Source organism: Mesorhizobium sp. P160927, assembly GCF_057766385.1.
Genome location: NZ_JBYMDW010000001.1, coordinates 3,259,443 through 3,278,545, shown reverse-complemented (window position 1 = coordinate 3,278,545; position 19,103 = coordinate 3,259,443). Strand labels below are relative to the sequence as shown.

At 62.9% G+C, this 19,103-nt stretch carries 16 protein-coding genes, 1 tRNA gene and 2 pseudogenes; 10 read left to right on the top strand and 9 right to left on the bottom strand.

Going from position 1 to position 19,103, the window contains the following annotated elements:
- Positions 1-12: 12 nt before the first annotated feature.
- From pyrE to rpoZ, 3 genes are all read right to left on the bottom strand, one after another.
- The gene (gene pyrE, locus AC3CB8_RS15665) at positions 13-591 is read right to left on the bottom strand and encodes an orotate phosphoribosyltransferase (protein ID WP_352596392.1); all 579 of its coding nucleotides are present in this window, start codon (positions 589-591) and stop codon (positions 13-15) included.
- 24 nt (positions 592-615) lie between these two features.
- Positions 616-2,844: a RelA/SpoT family protein gene (locus tag AC3CB8_RS15660; protein WP_023771627.1), complete on the bottom strand. Its 2,229-nt coding sequence runs from the start codon at positions 2,842-2,844 to the stop codon at positions 616-618.
- Between the two features lie 129 nt (positions 2,845-2,973).
- Positions 2,974-3,375, bottom strand: a complete 402-nt coding sequence (gene rpoZ / locus AC3CB8_RS15655; RefSeq protein WP_023771626.1) for a DNA-directed RNA polymerase subunit omega — start codon at positions 3,373-3,375, stop codon at positions 2,974-2,976.
- A 320-nt stretch (positions 3,376-3,695) separates the two neighbouring features.
- On the opposite strand from rpoZ, the gene AC3CB8_RS15650 reads away from it, so the two are divergent.
- Together AC3CB8_RS15650 and AC3CB8_RS15645 are read left to right on the top strand one after the other, a co-directional pair.
- Entirely contained in the window at positions 3,696-4,277 is a 582-nt protein-coding gene (locus tag AC3CB8_RS15650) for a LabA-like NYN domain-containing protein (protein WP_015318582.1), read from the top strand.
- Between the two features lie 11 nt (positions 4,278-4,288).
- Positions 4,289-4,945 carry a uracil-DNA glycosylase gene (locus tag AC3CB8_RS15645; protein WP_023771625.1) on the top strand — a complete coding sequence of 219 codons (657 nt, stop codon included), beginning with the start codon at positions 4,289-4,291 and terminating at the stop codon, positions 4,943-4,945.
- 33 nt (positions 4,946-4,978) lie between these two features.
- Here the strand turns inward: AC3CB8_RS15645 and AC3CB8_RS15640 are convergent, their stop codons facing one another.
- Positions 4,979-5,452 (bottom strand): Lrp/AsnC family transcriptional regulator, encoded by a 474-nt coding sequence (locus tag AC3CB8_RS15640; RefSeq protein WP_015318584.1) that lies wholly within the window; start codon positions 5,450-5,452, stop codon positions 4,979-4,981.
- A gap of 145 nt (positions 5,453-5,597) precedes the next feature.
- Between AC3CB8_RS15640 and AC3CB8_RS15635 the strand changes: the two genes are divergently transcribed.
- On the top strand, positions 5,598-6,521 hold the full coding sequence (locus AC3CB8_RS15635; protein WP_352565049.1) for a DMT family transporter: 924 nt from the start codon (positions 5,598-5,600) through the stop codon (positions 6,519-6,521).
- 61 nt (positions 6,522-6,582) lie between these two features.
- Here AC3CB8_RS15635 and AC3CB8_RS15630 read toward each other — a convergent pair whose 3' ends face one another.
- The 3 genes from AC3CB8_RS15630 to dapA form a co-directional block, all read right to left on the bottom strand.
- On the bottom strand, positions 6,583-7,293 hold the full coding sequence (locus AC3CB8_RS15630; protein ID WP_352565047.1) for a glycoside hydrolase family 25 protein: 711 nt from the start codon (positions 7,291-7,293) through the stop codon (positions 6,583-6,585).
- A 73-nt stretch (positions 7,294-7,366) separates the two neighbouring features.
- Positions 7,367-7,846, bottom strand: a complete 480-nt coding sequence (gene smpB / locus AC3CB8_RS15625) for an SsrA-binding protein SmpB (protein WP_006202221.1) — start codon at positions 7,844-7,846, stop codon at positions 7,367-7,369.
- Between the two features lie 151 nt (positions 7,847-7,997).
- A complete protein-coding gene (gene dapA, locus AC3CB8_RS15620) occupies positions 7,998-8,879 on the bottom strand; it encodes a 4-hydroxy-tetrahydrodipicolinate synthase (protein WP_023794885.1) in 882 nt (293 codons plus the stop codon).
- Between the two features lie 410 nt (positions 8,880-9,289).
- Here dapA and AC3CB8_RS15615 point away from each other — a divergent pair, with 410 nt between their 5' ends.
- Positions 9,290-11,320, top strand: coding sequence for a lytic transglycosylase domain-containing protein (locus tag AC3CB8_RS15615; RefSeq protein WP_488377322.1), 2,031 nt, complete (start codon positions 9,290-9,292; stop codon positions 11,318-11,320).
- Between the two features lie 107 nt (positions 11,321-11,427).
- Positions 11,428-12,313 (top strand): annotated as a pseudogene (locus AC3CB8_RS15610) (alpha/beta fold hydrolase).
- A 61-nt stretch (positions 12,314-12,374) separates the two neighbouring features.
- On the opposite strand, the pseudogene AC3CB8_RS15605 reads toward AC3CB8_RS15610, so the two are convergent.
- A pseudogene (locus AC3CB8_RS15605) lies at positions 12,375-12,704 on the bottom strand (tyrosine-type recombinase/integrase); the annotation flags it as partial.
- A gap of 312 nt (positions 12,705-13,016) precedes the next feature.
- Positions 13,017-13,107, bottom strand: a tRNA-Ser gene (locus AC3CB8_RS15600).
- Between the two features lie 597 nt (positions 13,108-13,704).
- On the opposite strand from AC3CB8_RS15600, the gene AC3CB8_RS15595 reads away from it, so the two are divergent.
- The 5 genes from AC3CB8_RS15595 to AC3CB8_RS15575 all read left to right on the top strand — a co-directional run bounded on the left by AC3CB8_RS15595 (position 13,705) and on the right by AC3CB8_RS15575 (position 19,103).
- Positions 13,705-14,817 (top strand): pyridoxal phosphate-dependent aminotransferase, encoded by a 1,113-nt coding sequence (locus tag AC3CB8_RS15595; RefSeq protein ID WP_352565032.1) that lies wholly within the window; start codon positions 13,705-13,707, stop codon positions 14,815-14,817.
- Positions 14,818-15,261: 444 nt separating this feature from the next.
- Positions 15,262-15,546, top strand: coding sequence for an acylphosphatase (locus AC3CB8_RS15590; RefSeq protein ID WP_023771615.1), 285 nt, complete (start codon positions 15,262-15,264; stop codon positions 15,544-15,546).
- Positions 15,547-15,608: 62 nt separating this feature from the next.
- The gene (locus AC3CB8_RS15585) at positions 15,609-16,256 is read left to right on the top strand and encodes a TetR/AcrR family transcriptional regulator (protein WP_352565030.1); all 648 of its coding nucleotides are present in this window, start codon (positions 15,609-15,611) and stop codon (positions 16,254-16,256) included.
- A gap of 74 nt (positions 16,257-16,330) precedes the next feature.
- Complete coding sequence (locus tag AC3CB8_RS15580; RefSeq protein ID WP_352565028.1) at positions 16,331-17,494, top strand: isovaleryl-CoA dehydrogenase; 1,164 nt, start codon at positions 16,331-16,333, stop codon at positions 17,492-17,494.
- 1 nt (position 17,495) lies between these two features.
- Positions 17,496-19,103, top strand: a complete 1,608-nt coding sequence (locus AC3CB8_RS15575) for a carboxyl transferase domain-containing protein (protein WP_352565026.1) — start codon at positions 17,496-17,498, stop codon at positions 19,101-19,103.

Genomic DNA, 19,103 nt, shown 5'->3' with positions numbered 1-19,103 from the left:
TCGACCTCCTCGTCAGATGTTGCGGCTGCCCGGCTTGATGGCCGGGATGGCGGCAAGCTCCGGCGGCAACCTGTCCGGCGGATAGGCTGGAACTTCATATTCGGCAAGCGCGATCAACGGCACGCCGACATGGGTCTTGCCGGCCGAACGGTCGATGATGCAGGCGGCCGCGACCACCTCTGCGCCAACGTCGCGCAGGCAATCGATGGTTTCGCGGATCGACAGACCGGTGGTGACGATGTCCTCGACGATGACGACGCGGGCGCCTCGATCGATCTCGAAGCGGCGCAGGCGGAACTCGCCCCCCTCCCGCTCCACCCAGATCGCTGGCACGCCAAGGTGGCGCGAGGTTTCGTAGGCAGGGATCAGGCCGCCGATCGCCGGCCCGACGACATAGTCGATCTTGCCTGGCACGGCGGCGCGAATCTTCTTGGCCAGCGCCTTGCAAAGCCGCTCGGTCTTGTCGGCATGCATGAAGACGCGTGCCTTCTGCAGGAAGACTGGACTGCGCAGGCCCGACGTCAGGATAAAATGACCCTCCAGAACAGCGCCAGCCTCACGGAATATGTCCAGCACTTCGTCGGTCTTCATCTCGTCCCCCATGGTCGGCTATCGCTAGCCATTGACGCGCCGCGCATCGCTGACGCTCGAATTGTCCTTGAGCTGCGACAGCAGCCGGTTGAGATGCTTCAGGTCCCAGACTTCGAGATCGATCAGCATTTCGGTGAAATCGGGCGCGGTGCGCACCATCGACAGCGTATGGATGTTGGCGTCGTTGGAGGCGACGACCTGGGCGATATCGGCAAGCGAACCCGGCGCGTTGATGGCGGTGACCGAGACGCGCGCGGGGAACCGCTCCTTGGTGCGCTCGTCGATGTCCCAGCGCACGTCGATCCAGCGCTCCGGTTGATCGTCGAAGGCCTGCAGCGCCGGAGACTGGATCGGGTAGATGGTGATGCCGGTGCCCGGCTGGACGATGCCGACGATACGATCGCCAGGGACCGCGCCTTCCGGCGCGAAGCGCACCGGCAGGTCGCCGCGCACGCCGCGGATCGGCACGGCGCCGGCGCCTGGTTGGTCCTTGTCCTTGCGCGCGGCCCGGCCAGGTATCTGGAACAGCATGCCTGCGGCATTGCGGATCTTCGACCAGCCTTCCTCGCGCTGCTTGGGCGCCGCCGGCGTGACGCGCTCGTCCTTGTAGTCGGGGAACACGGCCTTCATGACATCGGTCGAGGCCAGTTCGCCGCGGCCCACGGATGCCAGCACATCCTCGATGTCCTTGCGTGCGAGCCTGTGCAGCACGGGCTTGAGGCTTTCCCTGGTGAAGGTCTTGCCGGCTCGTTCGAAGGCACGCTCCAGAATACGCGCGCCAAGGCCAGAATACTGCTTGCGGATCGCATTCTTGGTGGCGCGGCGGATGGCGGCGCGCGCCTTGCCGGTGACGACGACCGATTCCCATGCGGCTGGCGGCACCTGCGCCTTGGAGCGGATGATCTCGACCTCGTCGCCATTCTTCAGCTCCGTCATCAGCGGCATGATGCGGCCATTGACCTTGGCGCCGACGCAGGTGTCGCCGACATCGGTGTGGACCGCATAGGCGAAATCGATCGGCGTGGCGCCCCGCGGCAAGGCAATCAGCATGCCTTTCGGCGTGAAGCAGAACACCTGGTCCTGGAACAGCTCAAGCTTGGTGTTCTCGAGAAAATCCTCGGGATTGTCGCCCTCGGCCAACTGCTCGATGGTACGACGCAGCCAAGCGTACGCGTTGGTCTCCTTCGAGATCGCATGGCCGGCGCCGTTCGTCTTGCCGCCGGTGTCCTTGTAGATTGAATGGGCGGCGACGCCGTATTCGGCGATCTTGTTCATCTCGCGGGTGCGGATCTGCAGCTCGACGCGCTGGCGCGAAGGGCCGACGATGGTGGTGTGGATCGAACGGTAGTCGTTCTGCTTCGGGGTCGAGATGTAGTCCTTGAAACGGCCGGGCACCATCGACCAAGTGGTGTGGATGGCACCCAGCGCGCGATAGCAGTCCTCGACGCTGTCGACGACAACACGGAAGCCGAAGATGTCGGACAGTTGCTCGAAGGACAGCGCCTTGGCCTCCATCTTTCGGAACACCGACCATGGCTTCTTCTGCCGGCTCTTCACGCCGGCGTTGATGGCGTGCTTCTCGAACAAGGCCGACAGCGCCTTTTCAATGTCGGTCAGAACGCCCTTGTTGCGCTCGAATATCTCGGCGAGCCGGGCGGTGACGGCCCGGTAGGCTTCCGGATTGATGAAGCGGAAGGCGATCTCTTCCAGCTCCTCGCGCATGCCTTGCATGCCCATGCGCCCGGCCAGCGGCGCGTAGATATCCATCGTCTCCTCGGCGATGCGCAGGCGTTTGGCCTCGGGCATGTGATCAAGGGTGCGCATGTTGTGCAAACGGTCGGCGAGCTTGACCAGCAGCACGCGAACATCTTCCGAGATCGCCAGCAAAAGCTTGCGCAGGTTCTCCGCCTGCTCGGCTTTCTTCGAGACGAGGTCGAGCTTCTTGAGCTTGGTCAGGCCCTCGACCAGCTTGCCCATTTCGGGACCGAACAGATCGTCGATCTCGGCCCGCGTCGCCGTCGTGTCCTCGATGGTGTCGTGCAGCAGGGCGACGGCGATGGTCGCCTCGTCCATGTGCATCTCGGTGAGGATGGCGGCGACTTCGAGCGGATGCGAGAAATAGGGATCGCCGGAAGCGCGCTTCTGGTGGCCATGCTTCTGCATGGCGTAGACATAGGCCTTGTTGAGCAACGCCTCGTTGACGTCAGGCTTGTAGCGCTGGACGCGCTCGACAAGCTCATACTGACGCATCATGGGCTAAATCTCTCGGCGATGAAATGAATCATGCGCCGCACTGTTGTACGGCGCATGTCATAGATAGCCACGAAACCGCCGGGACGGAAGTGCCGGAAGATTCAGCGACCGCCGGAACGGACGGCCGACTTAGTAGTCGTCGCTCTTTTCCGGGGGCACCAGGCCTTCGATGCCAGCCAGGAGATCTTCCTCGGTCATCCGGTCGAAGGTGACGTTCTCCTCGGCGTCGTCGGTTTCGGCGGCCGCAACGGCGCCGCCGGTCTGATCGGCGATCACTTCGCCATCGACTTCAGGCTCGTCGACCTCGACATGCTTCTGCAGCGAATGGATCAGATCTTCCTTGAGATCGTCGGGCGACAGCGTCTCGTCGGCGATCTCGCGCAGTGCGATGACCGGGTTCTTGTCGTTGTCGCGCGGGACGGTGATCTGCGCGCCCTGGCTGATCTGACGGGCGCGGTGGCCGGCCAGAAGCACCAGCTCGAAGCGGTTATCGACCTTGTCGATGCAATCTTCAACGGTTACGCGGGCCATGGACTGCCCCTTTCATGCCTGGATTTGATGGAAAACAGGCGCGGTCCTTAACCCGAACGCGGCCAAAATACAAGCATCATGGCGATGCGGGCCCACAGGGCACTCAATCTCAACATCGAACTCCCGATCTGGCAAAGCCAGCCGGGTCCAGGGTTCGGCGCCACGATCACAATTGCTTGCAGTGCGCCACATGCCCTTGGATTGCCACCAAACTGGCGTTATCTCGGTGGGTCCAAGGTCGGCCGGTTTATTATGAGCCTGACCGAAAGTCGCTACCGCATTTCGTTTAGACGGCCGTTTTTTCGAAAAGGACTATTTCCATGTTCGACCCTCGTGAAAAAATCGCCCTGTTCATCGACGGCGCCAATCTCTACGCCACATCGCGCGCGCTCGGGTTCGACATCGACTATCGCAAGCTCCTGGCGAGCTTCCACAAGCGCGGTTACCTGTTGCGCGCCTATTATTACACCGCGCTGGTCGAGGACCAGGAATACTCCTCGATCCGGCCGCTGATCGACTGGCTCGACTATAACGGCTTCAAGGTGGTCACCAAGCCCGCCAAGGAATTCACCGACTCGACCGGCCGCCGCAAGATCAAGGGCAACATGGACATCGAGCTCACCGTCGATGCGCTGGAACTCGCCGATGTCGTCGACCACTATGTCATATTCTCCGGAGACGGTGATTTCCGAACGCTGGTCGAAGCGCTGCAACGGCGTGGCCGCAAGGTGTCGATCGTCTCGACCATGGCCTCGCAGCCTCCGATGATCTCAGACGACCTGCGCCGGCAGGCCGACCATTTCATCGACCTGGCGACGCTGAAGAACGAAGTTGGCCGCGACCCCTCCGAACGGCCGGCACGGCGGCCCGAACCGGCTGAAGTCGACGAGGACGACTACTGAGGCCGGTCGACTTGACCGCCCTCTCGCTTTCCGAACCCAGCCGCGATTGCCCGCTCTGCCCGCGGCTGCATGATTTCATCGCCGAATGGCGGCAGCGCGAGCCGTCATGGTTCAACGCCCCGGTGCCGACCTTCCTGCCACTGGGCGGCGAAGATACCGTCCAGCTTCTGATCGTCGGTCTGGCGCCTGGCCTGCGGGGCGCCAACCGCACCGGGCGCCCCTTCACCGGCGACTATGCCGGCGACCTGCTCTATTCGACACTGATTGCCCACGACTTCGCACGCGGCGAGTTCAAGGCGCGGCCCGATGACGGGCTGGAGCTCGTCGGCACGGCGATCACCAACGCGGTGCGCTGCGTGCCGCCGGAGAACAAGCCGGTCGGTGCCGAGATCGCCACCTGCCGGACATTCCTGGTGCCGACCATCGCTCGCTTTCCCAACCTGCGCGCCGTGCTGGCGCTGGGATCGATCGCGCACCAGTCGACCGTGCGGGCACTGGGCGGGCGCGTCGCCGCCTATCCGTTCAAACATGGTGGCCAGTTGGAAGCCGGCGGCATCATGCTGTTTTCGAGCTACCATTGCTCGCGTTACAACACCAATACGGGTGTGTTGACCGAAGACATGTTCGTCAGGGTGTTTGGCGAGATCGCGGCATTCCTGAAGAACTGAGCTCTCGGGTACCGTGCGGTCCGCGGTGCCTGCTCACACCGGCAGCAAGGCATCCGGCTTCACGTCGCCGATCGAGGCATAGGTATGTGTCTCCTTCACCCCCGGCAGCGGCAGGATGACGCGTTTGAGAAAGTCCTGATAGTCGGCCATCTCGGCAATGCGGGCCTTCACGAGATAGTCGAAGCCGCCGACGACCATGTGGCATTCCAGTACCTCGGGCGCCTTTGCCACCGCCTCGGCGAAGCGGTCAAAGATATGCGGGGCCGCGTGATCGAGCCGCACCTCGATGAAGACAAGCATGCCGCGGCCAATCTTTGCCGGATTGAGCACCGCCCTGACGGCGGTGATGAAGCCGTCGCGAAACAGGCGTTTCACGCGCTGGCTGGCACCGGTCGGTGACAGGCCGACGCGCGCTGCCAGGTCGAGCGTGGTGCGGCGTCCATCTTCCTGCAACAGTCGCAGAAGACTGCGGTCGACGGCGTCTAGGTCGACTGGTTCAGGATTCACGTTCAAGCCATCCTATTTGCGTGAATTACACTTCAAATTGTGAAAAACAGCGTATTTTGTCGCGGCCCTTTCGACAATAGGCTCCGCTTCATCGCAAGGTCGGGGCTGTCTCGTCCTGGCGGCATGAACATGCGGCGGAACTGACATGGCCGACGGACGAGACATCGGAGACACAAGACTGGCGGTGATCGCCGGTCTTGTCATGATCGCCATCTATGCAGCGCAGTTCGTCGCCGCCCGCTTCAGCCTCAGGGAGCATCTGACGGCCACCGACATGGCCGGCCTGCGCTTTGCCGGTGCCGGCGCGGTGTTCCTGCCGATCGTCTGGAGGCGCGGGCTGGCGACCATGAAGGCGCTGGGCTGGCGGCGTGGACTGACGTTGGCGGCACTGGCCGGATTGCCCTATCCGCTGATCATCAACTGGGGCCTGACCCACGCGCCCGCCGCCCATGCCGCGGCGCTCTGCCCGGCCTCGATCGTGTTCTTCTCGTTCCTATTGTCGCTGTTCAGGGAAAGCGCGTCGCGTCGGCGAATCATTGGTGTCGTCACGATCATCGCCGGCTTGTTGCTGTTCATAGCGCCGGCGCGCACCGGCGCCAGCGATGTCCTGTTCGGGGACCTGCTGTTTATCGGATCGGGCGCGATGTTTTCCACATACGCCGTCCTTGTGCAGCGATGGCGTGTCGACCCGGTCACGGCGACCGCGAGCGTCGTGCTTTTGTCCTGCCTACCGCTGCCACTTCTCTATGTCTTTGCGCCAAGCGGCCTCCATGCCGCCGCAGGCGCCGAAATCGCCAGCCAGATCGTCATTCAAGGTCTTCTCGCGGGCGCTGCCGCAATGTTCCTCTACACTTACATTGTCGACCGATTGGGCTCACAAGCCGCATCGCTATTCCTCCCAGGTGTGCCGGTGGCCACCGTGATGGTCGGCATGGTCGTGCTTGGCGAGACCCCGCTGGCTATCCAATGCGTGGCCATCGCCATCATGGCCGCCGGGATGGGCTATTCGGCGATGGGTCGACGCAGCACCAGGGAAAATCTGGCCGTCTCGACATCAGCTGGATCGTGAATGGTTTCAGGGCATGGCAGGCTGCCGAAGAACCGGACCGGCATCAGATCGGGCCTGTTCATCAAGGTGTGGAGGCGAGCAGCGCCGCCAACTTCTCCGGCCCGCCCTGCAAAACGTTCAGATCGACGTCCCCCTCGATGCCGTTCACGCGCCCCCTGTTGTGGTACTGCCAGTAGATCCAGTCACGGCGGTCCGGTTCCATGAGCAGTGAGCGTAGCCAGAGTGGGCGAGCGGCGATTTGCCCGGCATAAGCGGCCTCGGCTTCATCCGTCAGATAGACGATCACCGGCTTGCCGAATGCCGCCTCGACAGGTCCGAGGAAGGCCTGAAGTTCGGCATTCAACTGTTCGGGCGACGGTCGCCGCGGACAGTTGCCGCCGAACTCGATGTCGACCACGGGCGGCAGCAGCGGCTGATCGTGCGGCACCACCGAGATGAAATTCCTCGCCTGGTCGGCGCCCGGCCGGCAGAAGGTGAAGAAATGATAGGCGCCGACGGCGAGGCCGGCGGCGCGGGCCTCGCGCAGATTGCCGCCGAAGGCGTCGTCGACATGGTCGCCGCCTTCAGTCGCCTTGATGACGACGAAAGCCACATCATCCGCGGCAACACGCCGCCAGTCGATCCGGCCTTGATGATGGGAGACGTCGATGCCTCTGAGCGGATATCGGTCGCGGTCGGGAGAGTAGGTGCGGAAATAGGCCACTCCCCCCAAAGCAATGACACATGCCAAGGCAAGAGTGGCCACGCCCCAGAGAACAATCCGCTTCTTCAAGACCATCCCCTGTTGGACTTGCCGGTGTTCGAGGTTGAAAACCCGATCGTTGGCTTTCCAGGCTATCTCCCGATCACCCGCGTTCCTTCAGCAGCCGGCCTTTTTCGCGCGACCAGTCGCGTTGCTTTTCGGTCTCACGCTTGTCGTGCAGTTTCTTGCCGCGGCCGACGGCAAGCAGCAGCTTGGCGCGTCCCTGATCGTTGAAATAGATTTTCAGCGGCACCAGCGTCATGCCTTCGCGGTCCACGCTCTGCGACAGCTTGGCCATTTCGCGCTTGTTGAGCAGCAGTTTGCGGCGGCGGCGCGGCTCGTGGTTGAAACGGTTGGCCTGCAGATATTCCGGCAGATAGGAATTGATCAGCCAGATCTCGCCGCCTTCGACCGAGGCATAGCTGTCCTGGATGTTGGCCTGGCCCTGACGCAGCGACTTGACCTCGGTTCCGGTCAGCACAAGGCCGGCCTCGATCGTGTCGAGCACCTCATACGAAAACCGCGCCTTGCGGTTTTCGGCAACGGTCTTGTTGTTGGGATCGGCTTTTCTGACTTGGTTCATGAGGCCTAGAGTCCGTTTCGAAACTCGCTCCCGCGAGCCAGATGGTGGCGCTACCGAGAACCGGAGCGGAGCGTACATATAGTACGGGAGCACCGGAAGCGCAGGTGGCGCCTTCAGATCACCGTGGGAGCAGACTTCCCAAACGGGCTCGCTAATTGATCAAGCCGGCGTGCTTCATGGCCGCATCGATCCTCTCGGCCGTTGCCGGCTCGACAGTCACCAGCGGCGAACGCAGCACGTTCTCGACCTTGCCAAGCTTCGACAGTGCATATTTCGCGCCGGATACACCGGGCTCGATGAAGATTGCCTTGTGCAGCGGCAATAGACGGTCCTGCAGCTCCAACGCCTTCGCACTGTCGCCCGAAAGCGTTGCTGCCTGGAATTCGGCGCAGAGCCGTGGCGCGACGTTCGAGGTCACCGAGATGCAGCCGACGCCACCATGCGCGTTGAAACCCAGCGCGGAAGCGTCCTCGCCCGAAAGCTGGATAAAATCCTTGCCGCAGGTCATCCGTTGCTCGGACACTCGCTCGACCTTGCCGGTAGCGTCCTTGACGCCGACGATGTTCTTGAAGTCGTGTACCAGCCGGCCCATCGTCTCCGGCGTCATGTCGATGACCGAGCGCGGCGGGATGTTGTAGATGATGATCGGCAGCTTGGTCGCCCTGGCGACGGCGGCGAAATGCTCGTAGAGGCCGCGCTGTGTCGGCTTGTTGTAATAGGGCGTGACGACCAGGGCGGCATCGGCGCCGGCCTTTTCGGCATACTGCACGAGCCCGACGGCTTCCTCGGTGTTGTTGGAACCGGCGCCGGCAACCACCGGGGCGCGGCCCTTGGCCACCTCGACGCAGACCTTGACGACATGGCGGTGCTCGTCATGCGACAGCGTCGGGGATTCGCCGGTCGTGCCGACAGGAACCAAGCCCGTCGTGCCCTCGCCAAGCTGCCAGTCGACGAACACGCGAAAGGCTTTCTCGTCGAAACGCCCGCTCTTCTCGAACGGTGTCACGAGCGCGGTAAGCGAGCCTCTCAGCATGTCGTCCAACTCCTTGGGACTTCTTGGTTCACGCATGTCGTTGTCCCAAAGCCGGTATCCACTTTTGGGCGCCATGCACTTTGTTGGTAATGCAATGTCGTTACCCCAAAACCGGTATCCACTTTTGGGCGCCATGCACTTTGTTGGTTATGCATGTCGTTAGCCCAAAACCGGTATCCACTTTTGGGCGCCATGCATCGGCGTTTCGTGGTGCGCGCCTTCTAACCGAAAGCGAAGCCGCGCACCATAGTCTCGACATTGTTGCGCGGCAAGCATTGCCATGGTGCCAGCAAGCGTAATTCCAACGGCCTCGATAACCCTTTGTTTACGAGCCCTTCACGACCTAAGTTTAGGCTTCAAGGCTTCTTCGCCCGCCGGTAAGATGCTGGATTAAGGAAAGACACGTCATCATGCCGACCAGTCGGCCTCATCTGTTCGCGCTGCTTGGCGCCATGGCCGCGCTGATGCCCGGCGTGGCGATCAGCGGCAGCGTCGATGTGCGGGTCACCTCGGCCATCCCGGTGCCTGGTGTACAGGACAAGGCGCAACAGGCCCCCTCACCCAGCGTCGCGCTGTTGAAAAGTGGGCTGGATGCGCTGGCGGCAGGCGATATTGCCGGCGCGCGCGGTGTGCGTGATGCACTGCCCGCACAATCGCTCGACCAGCACATATTGGCGTGGGCGATCGCGCTTTACGGCGGAGACAAGGTTCCGAGCGGCGACATCGCGGCGGCCGCGAAGATGCTGCCCAACTGGCCTGGCACCGTTGCCTTGCGCAAGAACAGCGAGCGCGCGCTCTACCGCGAAAACCCGGCGGCGGACGTCGTCGTCAAGGCATTCGACGGCAGCCAGCCGCAGACATTCGAAGGCGTGATGGTTCTCGCGCGCGCCTATCTGTCGTCCGGCAACGCCAAGGCGGCGCGATCGGTGCTGTCGCCGTTCTGGCGCACCGCGATCCTGGAAGCCAAGGACGAGACGGCTCTGATCAAGGAGTTCGGCAGCGTTGTTCCTGCCGCCGATCACCGTTTTCGCATGGAGCGCATGTTCTATGCCGACCGGGTGAATTCCGCCTTGCGTGTCGCCGGGCTCGCCGGCGCCCAGCAGCTTGCCGACGCCTGGGCGGCGGCCGACAGGGGCGACAAGAATGCCGCCAAACTGCTGAAGGCCGTGCGGGCCGCGCAGCATTCGGCCGGCTATTTCTTCGCGCAGGCCGAGTATCTGCGCAAGCAGCAGGATTTTGCGGGCGCCGCGGCGGTTGTCATGAAGGCGCCGGCGGACCGTGACTCCCTGGTCGATCCGGATGCCTGGTGGGTCGAACGCCGGGTGCTCTCGCGCGAACTGGTCGACCAGGGCGATATGAAGACGGCATACAAGATAGTCGCCACGCATGCCGCCGAAAGCGCGGCCAATGCCGCGGAAGCCGAGTTCCATGCCGGCTGGTACGCGCTGCGCGGCCTGAACGATCCCAAGCTCGCGGCGATGCATTTCACGCGCATCGCCGACCTTGCCCAGGGACCGATGACCCTGTCGCGCGCCTACTACTGGCTCGGCCGCGCCGCGGAAGTCGGGGGCCCCGGCTATGCCAAGGACTATTTTGGACGTGCGGCGACCTACGGCACCACGTTTTACGGCCAGCTCGCCGCCGAACGTGTCGGCCGGCAGGCACTCAACATCGTCTATCCCCAGCCAAGTGCCGCCGACCGGCAGAGCTTTGCCGGCCGCGAAGCCGTCTCCGCCATCAAGCGCCTGCAGGAGGCGGGCTACGACCGCTATGCCGAAACGCTCTACCGCGACCTTGCCGGGCAGTTGACCAGCCCGGGTGAACTGGCACTGCTCGCCGTCCTGGCGGAAAAGCAGGACAACCATTTCATGGCGCTGAAGATCGGCAAGATCGCCGGGGCGCGGGGCATCGACGTCGGAGCGCTGTCGCATCCGCTCGGTGTCATCCCTGATTCGGCCAATATTTCCGGTTCCGGCAAGGCGCTGGCCTACGCGATCGCCCGCCAGGAAAGCGAATTCAATATTGGCGCCATATCCAGTGCCGGCGCGCGCGGGCTGCTGCAGCTGATGCCGGCAACCGCCAGGCAATTGGCGAAGAAGGCTGGATTGCAGTTTTCGCAGAACAGGCTGACAACCGACGCCGCCTATAATGCAACGCTTGGTTCGGCCTTCCTCGGCGAACAGCTTGATCGCTTCAACGGCTCGTACGTATTGACCTTCGCGGGCTACAATGCCGGCCCGAGCCGGGCCGGCCAGTGGGTGGCGAAATATGGTGACCCGCGCGGCAAGGACATCGATGCGGTGGTGGACTGGATCGAACGGATTCCCTACACGGAAACAAGAAGTTACGTGCAGCGCGTAATGGAGAACTACGAGGTCTACAAGATGCGTATCTCCGGCAAGTACGACATCGTCGGCGATCTCGTGAACGGGCGCAGCTGAGGCTCTTTCTCTTCCTCGTGACGACAAGGAGGAGCCTTTCCCATTTGACCCTCCCGCGCTCCGCCTATAGCAGACGTGGACGATCCTTCGGCTAAGGAGTCCGTCCCGTGTCGAGCAACCCAGGTTTCTCCGACTTCTTCTATGCCGCGCCAGATGGGCTGAGACTTCACGCGCGCGTCTATGGCGAAGCGAATTCCGCTCATTGGCCGGTCGTCTGCTTGCCTGGCCTGACACGTAATGCGCGGGATTTTCACGGGCTGGCGCTCTATCTCTCAACGCGATCCGCCCTAGCGCGCAAGGTCATCGCCTTCGACTACCGCGGACGCGGGCAGTCGGCCTACGATCCCGATGTCAGTCACTATAATGTCGGCGTCGAGGCGGGGGACATCCTTGCCGGGCTGACGGCGCTCGGCATCCAACAGGCGGACTTCATCGGCACCTCGCGCGGCGGGCTGATCATCCATGTGCTTGGCGCGATGCAGCCGGCGGCGCTGAAAGCCATCGTGCTCAACGACATTGGGCCAGTGATCGAACCCGCCGGCCTTGCCCACATCCGCACCTATCTCGATCCCGCGCCAAAACCGAAGAGTCGTGCCGAGACTGTCAACGCCCAGCGCGACACGCATGGCGGCGACTTTCCCGCCCTCGCTTCGGCGGATTGGGAGCGGATGGCGTCAGCGCTCTATCGCGAGACGGATCAGGGATTGATGCCGGATTTCGACCCGAGGCTGGTTGAAACGCTGGCCGACCTCGACCTCAGCAAGAAACTGCCGGATCTGTGGAGGCAGTTCGAGGCGCTGGCCGCCATGCCTATGCTTTGTCATACGCGGCGCCAACTCCAGACTTTTGTCCGTCGAGACGCTTGAAGAAATGAAGAAGCGCCACCCCAACCTCGAAGCCATCACGGTCGAGGGCCAAGGCCACGCGCCTTTCCTCGAGACCGGCAGCCTGCCCAGCACCGTTGCTGCTTTTCTCGATCGCGCCGAGAGGTAATAAGCCCCAAGACCAGATCAGATCCCGGGGCTGTTACGGCAGCAAAGGCAAACTGTCGGAACTACTTGGCCTTAGAGCTTTTGCGGGTCGCTTTTGGCTGCGCCTTCGCCGAAGCGCCCTCATCCGTCTGCTTCCGCTTCGCCGACGGCGTCGTCACCGGCGACGAAAACAGCGAGCTTTCCGCGCTGCCGGCCGCTTGCTCGCCGCAAGGCTTCTCCAGCACGACAACGCAGCCATCGAGATCATTGGTGGCCGAATGCGCGTAGCGCATGGTCATCGACAAGGGCTGGTGGCCAAGCCACATCTGCACGCTGCGGATGTCGATGCCGCCCTGGACAAGACGCGAAGCGCAGGTGTGGCCCAGGATGTGCGGCACGACCTGGTCGTCGGCACCTTCTGGCGGCGAAACTCGGGCAGGCTGTGGAATATCTCCCATCTTGTAAGCCTTGCGCAGCAGTTTGCTGAGAGCGGCCATCTTTCGATTGATGGTCGCGTTGCGTCGGGTGCGCACCGGAAACCGCGATCAGGGCCGCAGCGGAGCCGAGAAGAAGGCTCTTGATGTTCATCTTCTGACCTCCAGTCAGAATCGTGAGCGAAGGCCGACGAAAAGCAGCCAGACGAGCCGTTTTCTTTTTTATTCCGGACAGATGATCTGGGGGCCGGTTAGCGAGGCTCGGTCTGCAGAACTCCGCAGGGCGTAGGGTGGCGGAGAGGATGGGATTCGAACCCACGAGAAGCTTTTGACCTCTACTCCCTTAGCAGGGGAGCGCCTTCGACCACTCGGCCACCTCTCCGTTGCGCCGCTGGATAAAGAAAAGCGCCGGCACAATCAACAAGCCTGCGCCATTATATGGAAAAATAACAGCGCGCCGGCCCAGAGGCGTCCCCTATGCGGCGGTTATGCGGCAAATCGCTGGCGACTGACTGGCGACCTTCTCTTGATTCCGCAGGCCGGTTCGTCGGATTCGGTTGGAAAGCCGGTTGCGGCGGGTCCGATGGTTAACGAGAGCTTTCTGAGTGAGGCCAAATTGGTGTCATTTGCGCAACAACGCTGGGGGATGGCAGCCTGACAGCCCTTTCGCCGGTACCATCGTGGTTGAACGCCACCGGCTCATGACGTTGTTCCCGGCTTTACGGTCACGGCCGAGGTCGACTATCAGAACGTCGTTAGCGATGATCTGACGCGGGCCTGGGACGGCGCCGAGAAGAAGAGCAATATCGGCGGCATTCTCCGCTTCCAGTGCTCGTCTAAGACATTTCGGCTTGTTGAAATCGAAACCCGGCGGGCAACCGCCGGGCTTTTTGTATTTATAGCGATGCTCTATCGCGCAGCTTGCACCGACCGGTGGCGCACGTTAGCAAGAAGCCCCCTTCCAAGCGAGCTTCCGGACATGCCTCAACGCCCTGCCCTCTCACCACTCATCGCCGCGCTTCCGTCGACCGTGCCGTTTGTCGGTCCCGAAGCGCAGGAGCGTGAGCGCCGGCGCGCTTTCCGTGCCCGCATCGGCGCCAATGAGAGCAGTTTTGGTCCTTCGCCGCGCGTCATCGCCCGCATGGAGAGTGTCGCGCGCGACCAGTGGATGTATTGCGACCCGGACAATTACGATCTGAAGGTCGCGGTCGCCGAGCATCACAATGTGGCTGTCGAGAACGTCGTGGTCGGCGAAGGCATTGACGGTCTGCTCAGCCTGGTGGCGCGCATGTACGTGGCGCCCGGCGATGCGGTGATCACCTCGCTCGGCGCCTATCCAACCTTCAACTTCCACATTGCCGGTGTCGGCGGCCGGCTGGTGACCGTCCCTTACGAGAATGACAGGGAAAGCCTGGACAGTCTGCTCGCGGCAGTCGTCAGGGAGAAGGCGCCGCTGGTCTATCTGTCCAACCCGGACAATCCGATGGGCAGTTGGTGGGAAGCCGACGAGGTCATCCGCTTCATCGAAGCCTTGCCGGAAACCTCCATGCTGGTGCTCGACGAGGCTTATGGCGAATTGGGACCAGCCTCGGCCCTGCCGCCGATCGACATCTCGCGGCCGAACGTCATCCGCATGCGAACCTTTTCGAAGGCCTATGGACTTGCCGGCATACGCTGCGGCTATGCCGTCGCGGAGACGCAAGTGATCAGCGACTTCGAGAAGATCCGCAACCACTATGGTGTCAGCCGCATGGCGCAGATCGCCGGCGTCGAGGCGCTCGCCGACCAAGCCTATCTCAAGACGGTGGTGGCCCGGGTCGCCGCCGGACGTCGGCGCATTGCTGATATCGCCGAACAGAACGGATTGAAGCCGCTGGCCTCGGCGACCAATTTCGTCACCATCGACTGCGGCCATGACGGTGCTTTCGCCCTGAAAGTGCTGCAGGGGCTGTTGTCGCGCGACGTCTTCATCCGCAAGCCGATGGCGCCACGGCTCGACCGCTGCATCCGGGTCAGTGTCGGTCTCGTCCACGAACTGGACATCTTCGCCGAGGAATTGCCTGGCGCCTTGGCAGCGGCGCGCGGAAACTAGGGCACTCCGCGGCGCTCGGGAGCCGTCACGGCGCCGAGCAGATGCGCGGCACGCGCCAGCACCATCCGAAAATTCCGCGGCTTCCCTGTCATTCAAGCCTGCGGTCAGGCGGGCGAGATCACGATCCGTGGCCGGATCAAGTGGCGCAAGCGCGGCCTGGCCGCGCGCGGTGAGCGAAAGAACGCGCGGCCGGAGTGGCGCGGGACCGGTGCACATCTCGGTCAGGCCGGCGGCAGAAAATGTGCGGATGATTCTCGCAACATAGGCGGCTTCCACCTGGAGGTCCCGGGCGATTGGCGCCATGGCAGGAGCGACGGCCGAGCTTGAACAGCACCCGCGCCTCGACCAAAAATAGACAGAAGCCGGTCGATTTCATCGCGGTCACTCTGTCAAGCCGTTGCCTTCGTTCGATGCCGCGCCAGACTCAATGCAACGGAGCGAGCCATGAATGACCGGAAAAGGGCAGTGCAGGCGCACATATTCGGCACGGTCCAAGGGGTCGGCTACAGGGCGTGGGCACGCGGTGAAGCGACAAGGCTCGGGCTATTGGGCTGGGTGCGCAACGAAAGAGACGGCTCGGTGACGGCATGGCTCACCGGCGGCGACGCGGCGATTGCGGCCATGATTGAACGGCTGCGGCAAGGCCCGCCGTGCGCATCTGTCTCGTGGATCGATGTGGACGAATTGGAGACCTGGACCACCCCTGGAGACTTCAGAATCATAGCATAGACCGATTTCCGCCACTTGAATTAATTGAACGTTCGTTTTATTACGTTGCCAGTGAGGTGACAATGGCACGCACCACGGGATCAGACGGCGGCCGAACCGAGGCGGCTATCCGCGAAGCGGCGGTCACCCTGATTGCGCGTTACGGCTATGAAGCAATGTCGATGCGCCAGCTGGCCGCCGAGGTCGGCGTGCAGGCCGCCGCGCTCTACCGCTACTTCCCGACCAAGGAAGGCCTGCTGTTCACGCTGATGCGCGAACATATGCAAGGGCTTCGCGAAGCCTGGGAGCACTCCAGGCCGGCTGGCGCGGATCCGGCGCGGCTGCTTGCCGCCTATGTGCGCAACCACATCGCCTTTCATATCGAGCGCCGCCATGCCACGCATGTGTCGAACATGGAATTGCGCAGCCTGTCGCCCGACAGGCTGACACAGATCCTGCGCATGCGCACGGCCTACGAAAAGGAACTTCGTTCGATCCTGCGCGATGGCGCCGAGGCGGGTATTTTCAGCATCGAGGACACCGGCCTGACGGCCATGGCTCTGATCCAGATGATGACCGGCGTCATCGTCTGGTTCCGGCCGGGCGAGCGATTGTCGATCGCCGAGGTCACGCAGACATACCTTTCGATGACAATGCGCCTGGTCGGCGCGAAGATGGCTACCGATACTACAGCGTCGCGCGTCCCTTCGGATGTGCAAAGGATGCTGTAGCATTTTGATTTCGCGCGGGATCCTTTCCGAAAATCGAAGTCGGCTTTCGAGAGGCATGCGGCAGGAGGAACGACATGTACACGAACACGCTCAGCTTCGGGCATGACGAGGACATCGAGGCGCTGCGCGACCTTGTGCGGCGCTTCGCCCAGGACAGAATCGCGCCGATAGCCGCCGACATCGATCGCGAGAACGAATTCCCGGCGCATCTATGGGGAGAACTCGGCGCTCTTGGCCTGCTCGGCATAACCGCCGATCCCGATTTCGGCGGCAGCGGCATGGGCTATCTCGCCCACGTGATCGCCGTCGAGGAGATTTCGCGTGCCTCGGCATCGGTCGGCCTTTCCTACGGCGCCCACTCGAATCTCTGCGTCAACCAGATCAACCGCTGGGCAACGCCGGCACAGAAGGAAAAATACCTGCCGCCGCTATGTTCAGGCGAGCACGTCGGCGCGCTGGCCATGTCGGAACCCGGCGCCGGCTCCGACGTGGTGTCACTCAAGTTGAGCGCCGAAAAGCGCAATGACCGCTACGTGCTCAACGGCACCAAGATGTGGATCACCAACGGCCCGGATGCGGAAACGCTGGTCGTCTACGCCAAAACCGACCCGGACCGGAAATCGCGCGGCATCACCGCCTTCATCGTCGAAAAGGTGATGCCGGGGTTTTCGGTGGCGCAGAAACTCGACAAGCTCGGCATGCGGGGGTCCAACACCGGCGAACTGGTCTTTTCGGACGTCGAGGTGCCGTTCGACAATGTGCTGCACGAGGAAGGACGCGGCGTCGAGGTGCTGATGTCCGGCCTCGACTATGAGCGCACCGTGCTTGCCGGCGGCCCGATCGGTCTGATGGCGGCCTGCCTCGACGTAGCGATCCCCTATGTTCACGAGCGCAAGCAGTTCGGCCAGCCGATCGGGGAATTCCAGCTGGTGCAAGGCAAGCTTGCCGATATGTATACGGCGATGAACGCCGCGCGTGCCTACGTATACGCCGTCGCCGCCGCCTGCGACCGCGGCCAGACCAGCCGCAAGGATGCAGCCGGCTGCGTGCTGTTCGCCGCCGAGAAAGCGACGCAGATGGCACTCGACGCCATCCAGCTGCTTGGCGGCAACGGCTATATTAACGACTATCCGACCGGCCGGCTTTTGCGCGACGCAAAGCTCTACGAGATCGGCGCCGGCACCAGCGAGATCCGTCGCTGGCTGATCGGGCGCGAGATCATGGCGGAGGGGGTGTAGCATGGCCGTCCTCCAAACCCAGATCTCGCCCTCCTCCGATACCTTCCGCGCCAATGCCGAACGCATGCGGGCTCTGGTCGCCGACATCGCCGAAAAGGCCACGACTGTCGAGCGCGGCGGTTCGGAAGAGGCGCGCGAGCGCCATGTTTCGCGTGGCAAGCTGCTGCCGCGCGAACGCCTGGCGCAATTGCTGGACACCGGCTCGCCCTTCCTCGAGATCGGCCAGTTCGCGGCCTGGTCCATGTATGGCGAGGAGATTGCGTCGGCCGGCCTGATCGCCGGCATCGGCCGCGTCGAGGGCACCGAGGTGATCGTCGTTGTCAACGACGCCACGGTGAAGGGCGGCACCTACTATCCGCTGACGGTGAAGAAGCATTTGCGCGCGCAGGAGATCGCGCTGCAGAACAATTTGCCATGCGTCTATCTGGTCGACAGCGGCGGCGCCAATCTGCCCAACCAGGACGAGGTTTTTCCCGATCGCGAGCATTTCGGCCGCATCTTCTACAACCAGGCCAACATGTCGGCTGCCGGCGTTCCGCAGATCGCCTGCGTCATGGGCTCCTGCACCGCTGGCGGCGCCTATGTGCCGGCGATGTCGGACGAGACGATCATGGTGCGCAACCAGGCGACCATCTTCCTCGGCGGACCGCCGCTGGTGAAGGCGGCCACCGGCGAAGACGTCAGCGCCGAGGAATTGGGCGGCGCGGATGTACACACCAGGTTTTCCGGCGTCGCCGATCACTACGCGCTGGACGACGAGCATGCGCTCGCCATTTGCCGGCGCATCGTCAGGAACCTGAATCGGAACAAGGCTGTAAGCCTCAATTTGCAGAAACCGATTCCGCCGCTTCATCCAGCGGACGAACTCTACGGCATTGTTCCGACCGACTTGCGCCAGCCCTATGACGTGCGCGAGGTGATCGCGCGCATCGTCGACGGCTCCGAATTCGATGAGTTCAAGCAGAACTACGGCGCCACTCTGATCACCGGTTTCGCCCACCTCCATGGCATGCCGGTCGGCGTCATAGCCAACAATGGAGTGCTGTTTTCCGAAAGCGCGCTGAAGGGCGCGCACTTCATCGAATTGTGCTGTCAGCGCAAGATTCCGCTGGTTTTCCTGCAGAACATCACCGGCTTCATGGTCGGCCGGAGATACGAGGCGGGCGGCATCGCCAAGGACGGCGCCAAGCTGGTGATGGCAGTGGCGACCGCCAAGGTGCCAAAGGTGACCGTCATCATCGGCGGTTCGTTCGGCGCCGGCAATTACGGCATGTGCGGCCGCGCCTACTCACCGCGCTTCCTGTGGATGTGGCCGAACGCGCGCATCTCGGTGATGGGCGGCGAGCAGGCGGCGACGGTGCTGGCCATGGTCAAGCGGGAAGGCATCGAGCGCAAGGGCGGGGAATGGAGCGCCGAGGAGGAGGCGAAATTCAAGAAGCCGATCCTGATGAAGTACGAGCATGAAGGCCATCCGCTCTATTCCTCGGCAAGGCTCTGGGATGACGGCATCATCGATCCGGCCAGGACACGCGAGGTGCTGGCGCTCAGCCTGTCCGCCGCGCTCAACGCCGAGATCGAGGAGACACGCTTCGGCGTGTTCAGGATGTGA